Consider the following 15,404-nt stretch of genomic DNA (forward strand, 5'->3'; position numbering starts at 1 on the left):
GTCGGCCTGTCAAGGGTCGCCGAAGGCGATCGCGAAGCGACGCGACCGCAGGGAGCGCCCTTGACAGGACGGCCCGACACGGAAGGACGATGGGACTGACGGGAAACCCCCAAACCCTCCCCGATCCCGTCCGAGGGGATCCCGCCCCCCAGCCCACCGGACCGCAGACAAGGGGGCGGGTGGGCAAACACCGCCCGGCCCCACCCCCTCGCGGGGGAAATGGCGGCCCGCGCCGCAAGCCGCGTACCGCCCCCGCGTTCAGGTCTGCGTCAAGTCCCCGTCAAGGAAATCGGTACATAGCTGGCATTCCGCCAAAAAACGTCGGGAGGTCAGCCAACCTCCGGCCATGGTTCCGCGCCCCCCTGGAGCCTCGGCACAATGGCGCTATGACCTCAGGCAGCCCCAGCCCCGCTCCCATCCCCGCGCAGCTCACCGTCGGGTTCGACCTCGACATGACGCTCATCGACTCCCGTCCCGGCATCAAGGCGGCGTTCGAGGCCCTGTCCGCCAAGACCGGGACGTACGTCAACGCCGACGAGGTCGTCACGCGCCTCGGGCCTCCGCTGGAGGAGGAGCTCGCCTACTGGTTCCCCGAGGCGGAGGTTCCGGCGATGGCGGACCTCTACCGGGAGATGTACGTCCACCACGCCATCGAGCCGACCCCCGCGATGCCCGGCGCCCGCGAGGCGGTCAAGGCCGTGCAGGCGCTCGGCGGGCGGGCCATCGTCGTGACGGCGAAGAACGAGCCCAATGCCCGGCACCACCTGGAGCACCTGGGGATCGAGCCCGACGCCGTCGTCGGCTGGCTCTGGGCCGAGGCCAAGGCCAAGGCGCTGCGCGAGTACGGGGCGCAGGTCTACGTCGGCGACCACATCGGCGACGTGCGCGGCGCCCGGACGGCCGGCGCGCTGTCGGTGGCGGTGCCGACCGGGCCGTGCGCGGAGTCGGAGCTGCGTGAGGCCGGTGCGGACGTGGTGCTGACCGACCTCACGGAGCTGCCGCAGTGGCTCGCGGAGTACGAGCGGAACCGCGCGGCCTGACGAACCGGTGCTCAGGCGGCCTGGGACGCCCGGGCCGCCTTGCGCTGTGCGGCGGCGGAGCGGAGCACACCCGCCGCGGAGATGGCGAAGCCGACGCCCATGAGCATGCACACGGCCCACGCGTACGACGGGAACGGGTCGGTTCCCAGGAACAGCGGGGCCATCGTCGCCAGGGTCGCCAGCGCGCCGAGGATGAACACGATGCCGCCGGTCTTGATCAGGCCGTCGCCGGGCCGCGCATCGTCGGGATGAGGAGTAACAGTCACCCCACCAGGGTAGTTCCCTGGCCGAAGCGGTGAAGCGGGAAGGACCGGGGAACGTCTTGTCAGCGGTTTCCGGACCATTAGCCTGGAGGAGGCGGGTCAAAGGACCCGCTGTACTGCTATCCGGAGCCGTTTTCCACGGTCGCCCGGACCCGACGAGCACAAGGACAGAGGACGGACGTGCCTACCGGCAAGGTCAAGTGGTTCAACAGCGAGAAGGGCTTCGGCTTTCTCTCCCGTGACGACGGCGGCGACGTCTTCGTGCACTCGTCGGTGCTCCCGGCCGGCGTGGACGCGCTGAAGCCCGGGCAGCGGGTGGAATTCGGAGTCGTCGCGGGACAGCGCGGTGACCAGGCACTTTCGGTGACGGTGCTGGATCCGGCGCCCTCGGTGGCGGCAGCCCAGCGCCGCAAGCCCGACGAGCTCGCATCGATCGTGCAGGACCTGACGACGCTGCTGGAGAACATCACCCCGATGTTGGAGCGCGGCCGTTACCCCGACAAGTCGCACGGCACGAAGATCGCCGGGCTGCTGCGCGCGGTGGCCGATCAGCTCGACGTGTAGCTCGACGTGTAGTCGGACGAGGACGCGTACCGGTGCCCCGTCGCTCCCTCGGAGCGGCGGGGCACCGGCATGTCACGCGTGCCGCGTCACGGGAAGCGCAGGGCGTCCGCCGGGACGGGCGGGACGAGGCCCTCGGCGGCGGCCCGGGTCAGCAGGCCGCGGACGGCCGCGTACCCGGCGTCGCCGAGGTCCGCGGTGAACTCGTTGACGTACAGCCCGATGTGCTGGTCGGCGACCGCCGGGTCCAGTTCCTGCGCGTGGGCGCGCACGTACGGCCGCGAGGCCTCCGGGTCGTCCCACGCCATCCGCACCGACGTACGGGCCGACTCGGCCAGCGCACGCAGCTTCTCCGCGCCCAGCGAGCGCTTGGCGATGATCGCGCCGAGCGGGATCGGCAGGCCGGTGGTGGACTCCCAGTGCTCGCCCATGTCGGCCAGGCGGTGCAGCCCGTACTCCTGGTACGTGAACCGGGCCTCGTGGATGACCAGTCCCGCGTCCACCCGGCCGTCGCGCACGGCCGGCATGATCTCGTTGAACGGGAGGACGACGACCTTCCCGACCCCGGCCGGCAGCACGTCCGCCGCCCACAGCCGGAACAGCAGGTAGGCGGTGGAGCGTTCGCTCGGCACGGCGACCGTGCCGGCGGACAGGTCCACGCCCGGCTCACGGGTGAGGACGAGGGGGCCGCAGCCGCGGCCCAGGGCGCCGCCGCAGGGCAGCAGCGCGTACTCCTCCAGCACCCAGGGCAGTACGGCGTACGACACCTTCAGCACGTCCAGCTCGCCGCGCTCGGCCATGCCGTTGGTGACGTCGATGTCGGCGAAGGTCACGTCGAGGGCGGGCGCGCCCGGGACGCGGCCGTGCGCCCAGGCGTCGAAGACGAAGGTGTCGTTCGGGCAGGGCGAGTAGGCGATGGCGAGCGGTTCGGCCTCAGCCGTGTTCGTGGTGCTCGTGCCGCTCGTGCTGCTCATGGCGCTCATGGCGTTCTCCCCAGTTGACGAGTACGGGTCCCAGTGCGCGGAATCCGGCGGTCAGGGCGGCGAGCGCGTCCCCGATGCGCCAGGCGGCCCGGTCGCGCGGCCCGACGGCGTTGGACACGGCGCGGACCTCCAGCACGGGCAGTCCGTGCGCGGCGGCGGCCTCCGCCACCCCGAAGCCCTCCATCGCCTCGGCCCCCGCCAGCGGGTGCCGGGCGGCGAGCTCGGCGGCACGGGCGGCGCTGCCGGTGACGGTGGACACGGTCAGCACGGGTGCGAGGAGCGCCCCGGTGGCCTCGGCGGCACGGGCGGCGAGCTCGGCGGGCGGCAGGTGCACGCTGCGGCCGAAGCCGAGCTCCTGCACCGGCAGGAATCCCTCGGGGGTCTCGGCCCCCAGGTCGGCGGCGACGAGCGCGTCGGCGACCACCAGCGAGCCGAGCGGGGCGGCGGGCGCGAACCCGCCGCCGATGCCGGCGGAGATCACGAGGGAGTAGTCGGCCAGCGCGAGCGCGGTGGCCGTGCCGGCCGCCGCGGCGGCCGGGCCGACACCGCCGACGAGCACGTCGGCGGCGAGGCCGGGCAGGTCCCGGCGGGTGATGAGGTAGCCGCCCCCAGACTTCGTCCGGGGGGACCCCCAGGGGAGCGTGCGCGGTTCGGGGGTGACCGGGTCCGGATGAGGGGTGAGACCGGCGGCCACGGAGTCGGCCTCCGCGGCCACCGCGGTCACGATCAGCGCGCGCACGCCGCTGCGCCTGCCGCTACTTCTTCAGCTTGAGCTTGAAGGTCCAGACGGAGAGCGGCTTGCCGTCCTCGCCGACCTGGACGAAGCCCAGCAGCTTCGACTGGGGCGCCTCGCCCTGGCCGCCGGTCGCGAAGACGTCGGCGCCCTGGAAGCTGCGGTAGGTGTTCGAGGAGGGCTCGGTGATCGGCTGTCCGTCGAGGACCGCCTGCCACTTCTTGCCGTCCTCGACGACCTCGGGCTCGACGCCCAGGCGCAGCGTGTCGCCGCGGCCGTACTCGACGGTCTTGGCCTTCTTGGGGTCCGTGAGGCAGTTCTGGACCTTGTCCATGGTGAGGTCCTGGCCGTTGGCGCTGCATTCGCCCTCGGACTCGGCGGACACCGACGAGCTGCCGACGGTCACCGTCGCGAGCGGGGTCGGCTTGTCGCCGCCACAGGCGGACAGGAGGAGGAGGCCGGCGGACACGGCTCCGAGGGCCGCGACGCTGCGGCGGGCCCTACCCGGGAAAAGCGGTGCGGTCATGAGCCGAAGGCTATCGGGCCGGTGGGCTGCGCCGCCGCACGGGGGTCCTTGGGCCGCGTCGGCCGTTGCCCTGCCGGGCGGGGGGTGGGGTGGCGGCCTGGCTGCGCGCCGGCGGCCCGGGTGGGCGGGGCCCCGGGTGCCGCCGTCCGGTTGCGCCGCCGGGTGGGGTCGGGTGGCCGCTGCGCGGGCTGCTCCCCGCCCCGCCCTTCGCCCGTTCCTCCCCCAGCTACCGCTGGGAGGTGCCCCCAGGGCTGCGCCCGGACCCCCTGGGGGCTCCGCCCCCAGACCCCCGCGCCTCAAACGCCGGCGAGGCCGGGATTACGCCACCCGGGGGCGGGCGGAGCGGGGGTGGTGGCGGGGGGACGTGAGGAGGCCGCGGAGGGCCATGGCGGTGCCGGCGGCCACCACCGCGGCGGCCACCGCCATGCCCAGGACGCCGTTCAGCGGCAGGGCGATGCCGATCGCGCCGCCCAGGACCCAGGCCACCTGGAGCAGGGTCTCCGAGCGGGCGAAGGCCGAGGTGCGGACGGCCTCCGGGACGTCGCGCTGGATCATCGCGTCGAGCGAGAGCTTCGCGAGGGCCTGGCAGAAGCCGGCCGTGCCGGCCAGGACGGCCATGAGCAGGCCGCTGAAGAGGACGGCCGAGAGGATCGCCACGCCCAGGGTGACGGAGAGGACCGAGGCGATGATCGCCTCCGGGGCCCGGGCGCGGAGCCACGCGCCGACCGCGGTCCCGGCGGCGTTGCCGATGCCCGCCGCGACGCCGACGATGCCCAGCGACACCGCCGCGCTCTGCCCGGCGAGCGGGTGCTCGCGCAGCAGGAACGCCAGGAAGAAGATCAGGAACCCGGACAGGCCGCGCATCGCCGCGTTCGCCAGCAGCCCGCACAGGACGGGGCGGCTGACCGTGCGCAGCCCGGGGCGTTTGGAGTGGGCCTCGTGGGTGGAGAGCCGGGCGCGGCGCTCGCCCTTGGCGTCGTCGACCTTGTGCGGCAGCTGGAACGCCGCGAAGGTGCCCCACACGAAGATCGCGCAGGCTCCGTACAGCGGCCAGGGCGGTCCGATCGTGTGCAGTCCGGCGGCCACGGGTGCGGCCGCGCCGGTGGCGAGGAGGCCGGCGAGCGTGACCCGGGAGTTCGCCTTGACGAGTGAGAACTTCGGCGGGAGGAGCCGCGGGACGACGGCGCTGCGTACGACTCCGTACGCCTTCGAGGCGACCAGGACGCCCAGGGCCGCCGGGTACAGCTCCAGGCCGCCCGTGGCGACGGCGCCGGACATCATCAGGGCCAGCAGGGCCCGCGTCAGCATGGCGCCCGCCATCGCCGCCCGCCGGCCGTGCGGGAGCCGGTCCAGGAGGGGGCCGATCACGGGGGCCAGCAGGGTGAAGGGCGCCATGGTGATCGCCAGGTAGAGGGCCACCCGTCCGCGTGCCTCGTCGGTGGGGACCGAGAAGAACACCGTCGAGGCGAGCGCGACGGTGATCATGACGTCTCCGGCGCCGTTGATGGCGTGGAGTTCGATCAGACGGCCCAGTCCGGATTCACCGGCTCCGTGGGCGTGCGTGGCGCGCCGGATACCGCGCGCCGTACCGGTGATGGGGAGGTGCAGGGCACGCCCGACCGCCCGGCCGGCCCGCCTGGCCGGTCCCGAGCCGTCTGCGGACGACCGTGCGGGAGCCACGTGGCCCATAGTGCCCCACGAGGCCGTCCGGGACCCCTCCCGGCGCGTCCGGGGCGTCCGGGGCGCGGTTCCGGGAGGCCTTGACGGGTCCTCGCGCGGCTTCCGTCCGGCTTCCGCGCCGCTTCCGTGCGGCTTCCGCCCGGGTTCCGCGCGCGTGTGTTGTCCGCGAATCGGACTCCGCATGTGGGCCGAAGGCTTCGAAGGAGGTAGCGTGCGTAGCGCGCCACCGGCGGTTGCACTTGGCCGCGCGCCTCTTCGTGATCCCGCAGAATGGATCACAGTGGGGTGCGCCCGAGGCCGATCGGGGCGCGGACGTCGACGCGGCCCTCTGGTCCGCTCCGCCCGCGCTACGTACGGACGAGACCGACGGGTCGTTGTGAACGACAGTACGGACGGCGCACTCGTGAGACGGCGTAGGAGAGAACGAGACCTGTGAGTGCTGCGACGACGCGAAGCCGTACCCCGCGTACCCCGCGTACGCCCGCCCCGGACCGCCTCTGCGCCGAGGCGGTGGACTTCGCCCGCGAGGCGGCCGAGGAGGCCGCCCACCCCGGTGTGGTGGGCGAGCACGTGTCCGCCGTAGCGGAGGGCGACCGGGTCGTCACCCACTTCTTCGAGTGCAAGGAGCCGGGCTACCGCGGCTGGCGCTGGGCCGTCACCGTGACCCGCGCCTCCCGCGCGAAGAACGTCACCCTCGACGAAACGGTGCTCCTTCCCGGCGACGACGCGCTGCTCGCCCCCGAATGGGTGCCGTGGAGCGAGCGGCTGCGCCCGGGTGACATGGGCCCCGGCGACCTGCTCCCGACGGACGCCGACGACCTGCGGCTGGAGCAGGGCTGGTCCGGGGAGGACGCGCCGCCGCCGAACTCGGTCGTCTCCACCGAGATGGCCGAACTGGTCGAGGCCGAGGACGCGGACGTCACCGACCGGGTGGTCGTCCCGGAGCGCGGTTCCATCACCGCGGTGGCGGAGGAGCTCGGCATGCGCCGCGCCCGCGTCCTGTCGCGGTACGGGCTGCACACGGCGGCCGACCGCTGGGACGAGTCCTTCGGGGCGAAGACGCCGATGGCGCAGGCCGCGCCCGCGTCGTGCGTCTCCTGCGGCTTCCTCGTGGCGATCGGGGGCTCGCTGGGGCAGGCCTTCGGGATCTGCGCGAACGAGTTCGGTCCGGCGGACGGCCGGCTCGTCTCCCTGTCGTACGGCTGCGGCGGCCACTCGGAGGCCGCCGTCATGCCCAAGCCGCCGCGGCCCGCGCCGCCGGTGCTTGACTCGATGGCGACGGACGAGTTCCCGCTGCGCCCGGCGCCGGACACCGGTTCGGTGCCCTCGGCGGACCTCCCGTCCGCCGACCTCGGGCACTCGTAGTCACCGGGTGGTGAGGGGCGGGTCGCCGCGGTGCGGCGCCCGCCCTCGGTTCACCGCAGGGTGATCGCGGTCTCGGCCGCGACGGCGCCCAGCTTCTCGGGGTTGCGGACGAAGTAGATCCCGGCGATGCGGCCGTCCTCCACGTGGAAGGCCATGACGCCGTCGAGTTCCCCGTCGAGGTGGGCGAGGAGCGCCGGACTGCCGTTGACCACGGTGGGGGTGATGCTGAACCGCTCCGCCTTCTTGCCGACGCCGCCGATGATGAAGCGGCCCACCTTGTCGGCGCCCGTGACGGGGCGCAGTGCGGCCTGCTTGATGCCGCCGCCGTCGCCGACGAGGACGACGTCGGGGGCGAGTACGTCCAGGAGCCCCTGGAGGTCCCCGTTGTCGAGGGCGCGTTGGAAGGACTCCATGACGGCCCGGCTCTGGCTCGCGGACACGGACTGCCGGGGGCGGCGGGCGTCGACGTGCTTGCGGGCGCGGTGCGCGATCTGGCGTACGGCGGCGGGGGTCTTGTCGACGGCCGCGGCGATCTCGTCGTAGCCGACGTCGAAGGCCTCGCGCAGGACGAACACGGCGCGTTCGGTCGGGGAGAGCGTCTCCAGGACGAGCATCATCGCCATGGAAACGCTCTCCGCGAGCTCCACGTCCTGCGCCACGTCGGGTGCGGTGAGCAGGGGTTCGGGCAGCCACTCGCCGACGTACGACTCCTTGCGGCGGCTCATCGACCGCAGCCGGTTCAGGGACTGACGGGTGGTCATGCGGACCAGGTAGGCGCGCCGGTCCTCGACCTGGCCGAGGTCGACCTTCACCCACCGCAGCCAGGTCTCCTGGAGGACGTCCTCGGCGTCGGAGGCCGAGCCGAGCATCTCGTAGGCGACGGTGAAGAGCAGGTTGCGGTGGGCGACGAAGGCGTCGGTCGCCGCGTCGGTCGCCGCGTCGGTGGTGAGGTCGTCGTTGTTCATGTGGTCGTCCCCGTTGGTGTCACGCGGCCGTGGTCTGTCCGCCCATGGCCTGGAGCTTCTTCTGGCGGGTGGCGGCGCCCGAGCCGCGGTGGAGACGGTAGCCGCCCGGCTTGCGGGCCTCGTCGGCGAGGTGCTTGACGACGACGGTGCAGACGGTCTCCTTGAGCTTGGCGCCGGGCTTGCCGTCGACGTGGAACCAGATCGCGGTGTCGGCCTTGGCGAACTGGAAGATGCCGTCGTGGCGGCCGAGGCTGATGCACTGGGCGCCGAAGGGCTGGTTGAGGGTTTCGGGGCGCTCGTCGGCGAGGCGGCTCAGTACGGTGTCGGCGGCGCGGGCACCCATGGGCATGGCGGCCTGGCAGCTCATCCGCAGCGGCAGGCCCGAGGGGGCGGCCGAGTCGCCGGCGGCGACGATGCGGTCGTCGTCGACGCTGGTGAGGGTCTCGTCGGTGAGGATGCGGCCGGCGGTGTCGGTGGCCAGGCCGCTGCGGGCGGCGAGGTCGGGGACGGCGAAGCCGGCGGTCCAGACGGTGACCCGGCTGGGCAGTTCGCGGCCGTCGGCGAGGCGGACGGCGGTGTCGGTGACGTGGGTGACGGTGCTGTCGGGGCCGTCGACGACGGTGACGCCGAGGCGGGCCAGGCGGCGGGCGACCGAGCGGCGGCCGCGGGTGTGGAGGTAGGGGCCGAGGGTGCCGCCGCAGACCAGGGTGACGGGGCGGCCGGCGCCGGCGAGTTCGGCGGCGGTCTCGATGCCGGTGGGTCCGGCGCCGACCACGGTCACCGGGGCGTCGGCGGGGGCGGCGTCCAGGACCGGGCGCAGCTGCCGCGCGTCTTCGAGGGTGGCGATGGGGTGGGCGTGTTCGGCGGCGCCGGGGACGCGGAGTTCGGCGCCGGTGCTGCCGACGGCGTAGACGAGGTAGTCGTAGGCGAGGCGGTCGCCCGAGGCGAGGGCGAGGGTGCGGGCGGGGGCGTCGATGCGGTCGACGGTGTCGACGACCAGGCGTACGCCCTCGGCGAGGACGTCCTTGTACTCGACGACGGCCGCGTCGTTGCCGGCGGCGAGCTGGTGCAGGCGGATGCGGTGCACGAACGACGGGCGCGGGTTGACCAGGGTCACCGTGACGTCGCCGCGCAGGGTGAGCCGGTTGGCGGCCATCACGCCCGCGTAACCGCCGCCGATCACGACCACGTTGGTGTTGTTCTCGCTCATCGTGTCCTCCTCCGTTGGGGTTCGGACACAAGACACCGGGTGCCGGGAACGTGTGACAGGTTGTGACCCGGATCACGTCGGACGGCGTGGAACGGGCCCCTGTCGTCACCCCCGTGAACGACGGGGGCCCCTCGCCGACAGCGAGCTTAGACGGACGTTCTTCGAGGTCATGTGCACTGCGCGCAAGGATCGTTGACGTTGCGCGCAGGAGGTTTACGGGACGCTGCGGACGCCCTCTAGGCCTTGCGGCGGCGGAAGAGGCGCCTGCCCGCCAGGACCAGGGCGGTGCCCGCCGCGAGGACCAGCGCCCCCTTGGTGAAGCTGCCGGAGTCCTGCCCGGCGGGTGCCCCCTGCGCCCCCGCGGAGCCCGTCGGGGCGCCGCCCGGCTGCCGCGGGGCGGGGGAGCGGGCCGGGTCGGAGGCGGCCGCCGCCGGGGCCACCGGTACGGCCACCACCCTGCTGTTCGCGCCCTCCGCCCCGAACATCAGCGTCCTGCCGTCCGGTGTGTACGTCACCGACTCCGCCTGCCCCTGCCACGGCGCGTCCACGCGCTCGCCCGGGCCTTCGGGGCGGCCGTCCTTCCAGGCGTACGTGCGGGCCGTGAGGTAGCCGCGCAGCGTCAGCCGCGTTCCGTCCGGGGAGAACGCCCCGTCCGTCACCCACGGCACCTCCGCGACCCGCCGGAACACGTTGCGCCCGTCCGCCGACAGCCGTTCGGGGCCCTCGTACAGGCCGCCGCCCTGCTCGTTCTTGCTGGCGATGTACACCCGGCCCGTCACCGGATGCACCATCAGCGCCTCGGCGTTGCGCGGCCCGTCGGCGTACGCGACCGTGAACTGCTCTGCCGCGACGGTCCGGTCGCCGAGTTCCTTCGGCTCCTGGAAGCGGTAGATCCACACGTGGTCCCACGTGCCGTCCTTGTTGTCGCCGATGTCCCCGAGGTACAGCTGCCCGTCCGGTCCGAGCGAGATCGCCTCCACGTCGCGCGGGGTCCCGATCCCGGTGAGCGTCAGCCGCGCCACCGTCTTCCCCGTCGCCGAGTCCACCGCGTACACGTACGGGCCGTCGTCGCTGTCGTTGTGCGTCCAGTACACGCCCGGGTGGATCCGGCTGGCCGCGAGTCCGCTCGACTCCTTGATCCGCGGATCGGTGATGGTGAACCCGGACGCGGTCCCGGATGCGGTCCCGGGCGCGGCGGGGGTCTCCGCGGCGAGGGCGGCCCCCGGCAGCAGGGCGAGCACGAGGGCGGCGGGGACGGCGGTCGACCGGAGCAGCAGGCGCATCCCACAAGCCTGCCACCCGGCCTGGCGTGTCCGGCATCACAGGGGCCCGCGGCGCGTGATCCGCGATGATGACCGGATGCGTTTCATGTTCGTCGGCGACTCCATGACCATCGGACGCGCCGGCGACTACACCTGGCGCTACCGGATGTGGCAGCACCTCGGCGCCACCCTGGGCGACGGCCGGTTCGAGATCGTCGGCCCGCGCACCGCGCTGTACGAGGACACCGGCGCCGACGGCCCCGCCCGCCAGGAATACGCGGCCCCGGACTTCCCCGCGGACGCCCGCCGGCACCTCGCCGGCTGGGGCGAGGGCTGGCAGCACATGGCCCCCCTCATCGGGCCCGCCGCCGCCGGCCACCGGGCCGACGTGCTGCTGGTCTCCCTCGGCCTGATCGACCTCGGCTTCTACACCAACGCCGAGCAGACCGCCGGCAACGTCCGGGCCTTCGTCGCCGCCGCCCGCGAGGCCCGCCCGGCGATCCGGATGGTCTTCCTCCCGGTGATCCCCAACGTCCGCGCCGAGGACGAACCCCCCTTCGCGGCCGAGGTCGCCCGGTTCAACGAACTCCTCGCCAAGGCCGTCGCCGACCTGACCACCGACGCCTCCCCGATCCTGCTGGCGGCCCGCCCGGACGCGTACGACATCCACCGCGACACCTACGACGGCACGCACCCCAACGCCTCCGGCGAGCACCGCCTCGCGGGCGAGTTCGCGGCCGTCCTGCACCAGGCCTGGGGCGTCGGCGGCCCCTACCGGCCCGCGCCGGCCCGGTAAACCCCGTCCCGCGAAAGGGGCTTGCCTGGAGCGCACTCCAAGCAGTTGGCTAGGGCCCCATGAAGTACACGCAGCTCGGACGCACCGGTCTCAAAGTCAGCCGCCTCGTACTCGGCACGATGAACTTCGGCCCCCAGACGGGCGAGCCGGAAAGCCACGCGATCATGGACTCGGCCCTCGACGCGGGGATCAACTTCTTCGACACGGCGAACGTGTACGGGTGGGGTGAGAACAAGGGCCGCACCGAGGAGATCATCGGCACCTGGTTCGCACAGGGCGGCGGCCGCCGCGAGAAGACCGTCCTCGCCACCAAGGTCTACGGCTCCATGTACCGCGAGAGCGAGACCTGGCCCAACTACGACCGCCTCTCCGCCCTGAACATCCGCCGGGCCGTCGACGACAGCCTGCGCCGCCTGAAGACCGACCACATCGACGTCTACCAGTTCCACCACGTCGACCGGCGGACCCCCTTCGAGGAGATCTGGCAGGCCATCGAGGTCCTGATCCAGCAGGGCAAGATCCTCTACGCGGGCTCCTCCAACTTCCCCGGCTGGAAGATCGCCCAGGCCAACGAGACGGCCGCCCGCCGCGGCATGGTCGGCCTGGTCAGCGAGCAGTGCCTCTACAACCTCGCCGAGCGGCGCGCGGAGATGGAGGTCATCCCGGCCGCCGAGGAGTACGGGCTCGGCGTCATCCCCTGGTCCCCGCTGCACGGCGGTCTGCTCGGCGGCGTCCTCAAGAAGGAGGCCACCGTCGGCCGGCGGGCCTCCGGCCGCTCGGCGGACGCCCTCGCCAACACGACCGTACGGGCGCAGGTCCAGGCGTACGAGGACCTCCTCGACAAGCACGGCCTGGAACCCGGCGAGGCCGCCCTGGCCTGGCTGCTGACCCGCCCCGGGATCACCGGCCCGATCGTCGGCCCGCGCACCGCCGAACAGCTGGAGAGCGCGCTGCGCGCGGTGGAGCTGGAGCTGGGCGAGGAGGTGCTGGCCGGCCTCGAAGAGATCTTCCCGGGCCCCGGCCCGTCGCCGGAGGCCTTCGCCTGGTAGGCGGTGGCCGGCCCCGTACCGCCCGAGCACACCGCCCCGCCCGCTCTTCGAGCGCGGGCGGGGCGGTACGGGTCTACGGGTACTACGGGTCTACGGGTACTACCGGTACGGGCGTACGCGGAGCGGCCGGGGTGCGGGGGCTACTGGCCCACCGCGGCCGCCACCGCCACGACGACGAACATCAGCACGAGCACACCGGCCATGACACGGTTCCTGGTCTTCGGGTCCACCCGTCGAGACTAACCCGCTCCCACCCGCGCCCCTCGCCACGGGCTGCGAGACTTGCGTCATGGTCACCGCCGCCGACGCCGCCCTGCCGCCCGCGCCGGGACTCGACGGGCTGCGGGCCGCCGCCCGGCTGCACGGCGCCCGCGACGAACGGGCCTTCGGCCGGCACCTGCGGACCGGCCGGGCCTGGGCCCGGGCCGCGCTGGCGGAGAGCGGCCTCGACGAGGACGCGCTCACCGCCGCACTGGGACGGCCCGGGCTGCCACTGGCGAAGGTGCTCGACGAGTACCTCTACGTCACCCTCGGCCACTCACCGCCGCCGCCGGCACCAGCGCCGGCTCCGCGCTGACCGGCGCCACGCGCGGCCGCACCAGCGCCAGGTAGCCGGCGGTGCGCAGCGCCACCGACACGTCGAGGCGGCCCGCGTTGAACCAGATCTCCTCGTGTTCCAGCAGTGCCGGGTCGACGACCACCTCCACGGCCGGGTCGAAGCTCACCGGCATGATCGACCCGCTGACGCAGCCCGTCAGCTCCTCGGCGACCTCGCGGACGGCGAAGGAGGCGTTCGTGCCGCCGTACTCGGCCCGTACCGCCTCCAGGTCCACGCGGCAGTGCCCCGGCACCACGGCGATCACGTAGCGGCGCTGTTTGCGTCCCAGCGCCACTCTGATGACCAGGCACTTGGCTGCCTGTTCGAGGCTGTGGCCGCGTATCAGGCTGGCCAGGTCGGTACGCCCTTCCGGGGCGTGGCGCAGCAGCCGGTAGCCGGCTCCCGCGTCCGCCAGGAGGTCGAGCAGGCGGGCGTGGCTGTCCGCGATCGCGGTCGCAGAGGTCACAACTGTCCTTTCCGGAAACTACGTCGGTGGTGACTCAGCGGTCGCGCAGCTCCAGGGTGCAGCACTTCACGCTGCCGCCCGCCTTGAGGAGCTCGGAGAGCCCGACCCCGACGGGCTCGAAGCCGCGCGCGCTGAGCTGGGCCATCAGGCCGGTCGCCGCCTCCGGCAGCAGCACGTGGCGGCCGTCGGAGAAGGCGTTCAGCCCGAAGACCGCGGCGTCCTCGGCGGTGGCGAGGATCGCGTGGGGGAACATCGTGCGGAGCACGGCCCGGCTGCCCTCGGAGAAGGCGGCCGGGTAGTACATGACCTCGTCGTCGGAGAGCACGGCCAGGGCCGTGTCCAGGTGGTAGTACTCCGGGTCGACGAGGGTCAGGCTCGTCACCGGCAGGCCGAAGAACTCCTGGGCCTCGGCGTGCGAGCGGGGGTCGGTGCGGAAGCCGGTGCCGGCGAGGATCCGGCGGCCGACGGTGAGGAAGTCGCCCTCGCCCTCGTTGATGTACTCGGGCCACAGCACGTCGCGGTAGCCGCGGCGTTCGAACCAGCCCAGGTACGCGGGTCCCTCGGCGGTGCGCTGCGCGTGCCGGAACCGCGCGCCGTAGACCTTGCCGTCGACGACGGTGGCGCCGTTCGCGGCGAACACCATGTCGGGCAGGCCCTCGACGGGGTCGATCTCCTCGACGAAGTGGCCGAGTTCGCGGTACAGGTCGCGCAGCCGCTCCCACTGGCGGACGGCGAGGGCGGGGTCGGTGCTGTGCTCCGGGTGCATCCAGGGGTTGATCGAGTACGTGACGTCGTAGTGCCGGGGTCGGCACATCAGCAGCCTGCGGCGGGTGGCGACGCGCGCGGTGGCCGTCGGGGCGGCCGTCGGGGTGGTGGTCGGCTCGGTGAGCGGCACGGGGACTCCTTCGAGGGTGGCCGGAGGGACTCCGGGCCGGCCCGCGGGGTGGTGGCGGGGCGGCCGTCGGTGCGGTGTCAGCGGGCGGCTGGCCAGGTACTGCTCCGGAGCATGCCGGGGCCGCCTCTACTGCTTCTGTTTCACCGGAATCCGGATTCCGGGCCCCGAAGTGCGGGCCACCGGGGGATGAACCGTCCCCGAACCTTCAGCCGGACAGGGGCCAGGCCTCGACTACTTCGTAGCGGGGCTGTTCGCCGGGGACGCCGGAGGCGGGGAGGTTGCTGCGGACCAGGCTGAGGGTGTCGACCTGCCAGGGCGTGCCCTCGAAGCCGGCGAGGGCGTCGAGGCAGGGCCGCAGGTCGGTGCCGGGGCGGCCGCGGGCGAGGGTGAGGTGCGGGGTGTAGCGGCGGTGGTGCTCCATGGACACCCCGGCCCGGCGGGCGGCGGCGTCGGCCCGCTCGGCGAGCAGCCGCATCGCGTCGATGCCGCCGGCGGCGCCGGTCCACAGGGCGCGGTCGCCGAAGTGGCCGGCGCCGCGGAGGCGGAGGGGGAAGGGGGCGCTGCGGTGGGCTGCGCGGGCGAGGCGGGCGTGCAGGTCGGGGAGGAGGGGGTCGGGGACCTCGCCCATGAAGGCGAGCGTGAAGTGCCAGCCCGCTTCCGCGGTCCACCGCAGCCCGTCGGCCCGCGGCACCGCCGCGAGGGCGTCCCGCAACTCGGCGACGGCGCTGGCTGCGGGCAGTACGGCGGCGAAGACCCTCACGTCTTCGACCCTATCCCCGACGCGCTCCGTCCGTCAGGCGCGGGGCGGGGGCGGTCCGGGTGGCTGGTGCCGGTGCGTCGGGTGCCGGGGGTGTGCCGCTGCGCGGGGCGAGGTCCCCTACCCGCCCTTCGCCCGTTCCCCGGGGCTCCGCCCCGGACCCCGGTACCGGACGCTGCGCGCCCGGAGCGCTCAAACGCCGCGCGGGCTGGATTTCGCGCAGCGAAATTCCAGCCCCGCCGGCGTTTGAGGCGC

17 protein-coding genes are annotated in these 15,404 nt (G+C 73.7%); 6 read left to right on the plus strand and 11 right to left on the minus strand.

Going from position 1 to position 15,404, the window contains the following annotated elements; genetic code table 11:
• Window positions 1-386: 386 nt before the first annotated feature.
• Window positions 387-1,040: an HAD family hydrolase gene (locus ACQKM2_RS39680; RefSeq protein ID WP_427718811.1), complete on the plus strand. Its 654-nt coding sequence runs from the start codon at window positions 387-389 to the stop codon at window positions 1,038-1,040.
• A gap of 11 nt (window positions 1,041-1,051) precedes the next feature.
• On the opposite strand, the gene ACQKM2_RS39685 is transcribed toward ACQKM2_RS39680, so the two are convergent.
• Window positions 1,052-1,306, minus strand: coding sequence for a hypothetical protein (locus ACQKM2_RS39685; protein WP_427718813.1), 255 nt, complete (start codon window positions 1,304-1,306; stop codon window positions 1,052-1,054).
• A gap of 177 nt (window positions 1,307-1,483) precedes the next feature.
• On the opposite strand from ACQKM2_RS39685, the gene ACQKM2_RS39690 reads away from it, so the two are divergent.
• Window positions 1,484-1,867 carry a cold-shock protein gene (locus ACQKM2_RS39690; RefSeq protein WP_007265584.1) on the plus strand — a complete coding sequence of 128 codons (384 nt, stop codon included), beginning with the start codon at window positions 1,484-1,486 and terminating at the stop codon, window positions 1,865-1,867.
• An 86-nt stretch (window positions 1,868-1,953) separates the two neighbouring features.
• On the opposite strand, the gene ACQKM2_RS39695 is transcribed toward ACQKM2_RS39690, so the two are convergent.
• The 4 genes from ACQKM2_RS39695 to ACQKM2_RS39710 form a co-directional block, all read right to left on the minus strand.
• Window positions 1,954-2,838, minus strand: a complete 885-nt coding sequence (locus tag ACQKM2_RS39695) for a 1,4-dihydroxy-6-naphthoate synthase (RefSeq protein ID WP_427718843.1) — start codon at window positions 2,836-2,838, stop codon at window positions 1,954-1,956.
• Entirely contained in the window at window positions 2,798-3,586 is a 789-nt protein-coding gene (locus ACQKM2_RS39700; RefSeq protein WP_427718815.1) for a futalosine hydrolase, read from the minus strand. Before ACQKM2_RS39700 ends, ACQKM2_RS39695 begins: the two co-directional genes overlap by 41 nt.
• Before the next feature lie 16 nt (window positions 3,587-3,602).
• Window positions 3,603-4,106: a DUF2771 domain-containing protein gene (locus ACQKM2_RS39705; RefSeq protein ID WP_125813898.1), complete on the minus strand. Its 504-nt coding sequence runs from the start codon at window positions 4,104-4,106 to the stop codon at window positions 3,603-3,605.
• A 318-nt stretch (window positions 4,107-4,424) separates the two neighbouring features.
• Complete coding sequence (locus tag ACQKM2_RS39710; protein WP_427718818.1) at window positions 4,425-5,795, minus strand: MFS transporter; 1,371 nt, start codon at window positions 5,793-5,795, stop codon at window positions 4,425-4,427.
• Window positions 5,796-6,218: 423 nt separating this feature from the next.
• On the opposite strand from ACQKM2_RS39710, the gene ACQKM2_RS39715 reads away from it, so the two are divergent.
• Window positions 6,219-7,151, plus strand: a complete 933-nt coding sequence (locus tag ACQKM2_RS39715; protein WP_427718821.1) for a DUF3027 domain-containing protein — start codon at window positions 6,219-6,221, stop codon at window positions 7,149-7,151.
• A gap of 50 nt (window positions 7,152-7,201) precedes the next feature.
• Here ACQKM2_RS39715 and ACQKM2_RS39720 read toward each other — a convergent pair whose 3' ends face one another.
• The 3 genes from ACQKM2_RS39720 to ACQKM2_RS39730 form a co-directional block, all read right to left on the minus strand.
• The gene (locus ACQKM2_RS39720; protein WP_427718824.1) at window positions 7,202-8,116 is read right to left on the minus strand and encodes an RNA polymerase sigma-70 factor; all 915 of its coding nucleotides are present in this window, start codon (window positions 8,114-8,116) and stop codon (window positions 7,202-7,204) included.
• A gap of 19 nt (window positions 8,117-8,135) precedes the next feature.
• Window positions 8,136-9,326, minus strand: coding sequence for an NAD(P)/FAD-dependent oxidoreductase (locus ACQKM2_RS39725; RefSeq protein ID WP_427718826.1), 1,191 nt, complete (start codon window positions 9,324-9,326; stop codon window positions 8,136-8,138).
• Between the two features lie 236 nt (window positions 9,327-9,562).
• Window positions 9,563-10,609 carry a WD40 repeat domain-containing protein gene (locus ACQKM2_RS39730; RefSeq protein WP_427718828.1) on the minus strand — a complete coding sequence of 349 codons (1,047 nt, stop codon included), beginning with the start codon at window positions 10,607-10,609 and terminating at the stop codon, window positions 9,563-9,565.
• A 76-nt stretch (window positions 10,610-10,685) separates the two neighbouring features.
• On the opposite strand from ACQKM2_RS39730, the gene ACQKM2_RS39735 reads away from it, so the two are divergent.
• From ACQKM2_RS39735 to ACQKM2_RS39745, 3 genes are all read left to right on the plus strand, one after another.
• Window positions 10,686-11,384 carry a GDSL-type esterase/lipase family protein gene (locus tag ACQKM2_RS39735; protein WP_427718830.1) on the plus strand — a complete coding sequence of 233 codons (699 nt, stop codon included), beginning with the start codon at window positions 10,686-10,688 and terminating at the stop codon, window positions 11,382-11,384.
• Window positions 11,385-11,443: 59 nt separating this feature from the next.
• On the plus strand, window positions 11,444-12,433 hold the full coding sequence (locus ACQKM2_RS39740; RefSeq protein ID WP_427718832.1) for an aldo/keto reductase: 990 nt from the start codon (window positions 11,444-11,446) through the stop codon (window positions 12,431-12,433).
• Between the two features lie 289 nt (window positions 12,434-12,722).
• A complete protein-coding gene (locus tag ACQKM2_RS39745) occupies window positions 12,723-13,010 on the plus strand; it encodes a hypothetical protein (RefSeq protein WP_427718835.1) in 288 nt (95 codons plus the stop codon).
• On the opposite strand, the gene ACQKM2_RS39750 is transcribed toward ACQKM2_RS39745, so the two are convergent.
• The 3 genes from ACQKM2_RS39750 to thpR form a co-directional block, all read right to left on the minus strand.
• Window positions 12,958-13,497, minus strand: a complete 540-nt coding sequence (locus ACQKM2_RS39750; RefSeq protein WP_427718837.1) for a YbaK/EbsC family protein — start codon at window positions 13,495-13,497, stop codon at window positions 12,958-12,960. The genes ACQKM2_RS39745 and ACQKM2_RS39750 overlap by 53 nt on opposite strands.
• A 34-nt stretch (window positions 13,498-13,531) precedes the next feature.
• Window positions 13,532-14,392, minus strand: a complete 861-nt coding sequence (ddaH, locus tag ACQKM2_RS39755; RefSeq protein WP_427718839.1) for a dimethylargininase — start codon at window positions 14,390-14,392, stop codon at window positions 13,532-13,534.
• A gap of 205 nt (window positions 14,393-14,597) precedes the next feature.
• Window positions 14,598-15,152, minus strand: coding sequence for an RNA 2',3'-cyclic phosphodiesterase (gene thpR / locus ACQKM2_RS39760; protein WP_427718841.1), 555 nt, complete (start codon window positions 15,150-15,152; stop codon window positions 14,598-14,600).
• Window positions 15,153-15,404: the final 252 nt, after the last annotated feature.

Origin of the sequence: Streptomyces sp. NPDC004126 (genome assembly GCF_050275515.1) — a bacterium.
In the GTDB taxonomy this organism is placed as follows: Bacteria; Actinomycetota; Actinomycetes; order Streptomycetales; family Streptomycetaceae; genus Streptomyces.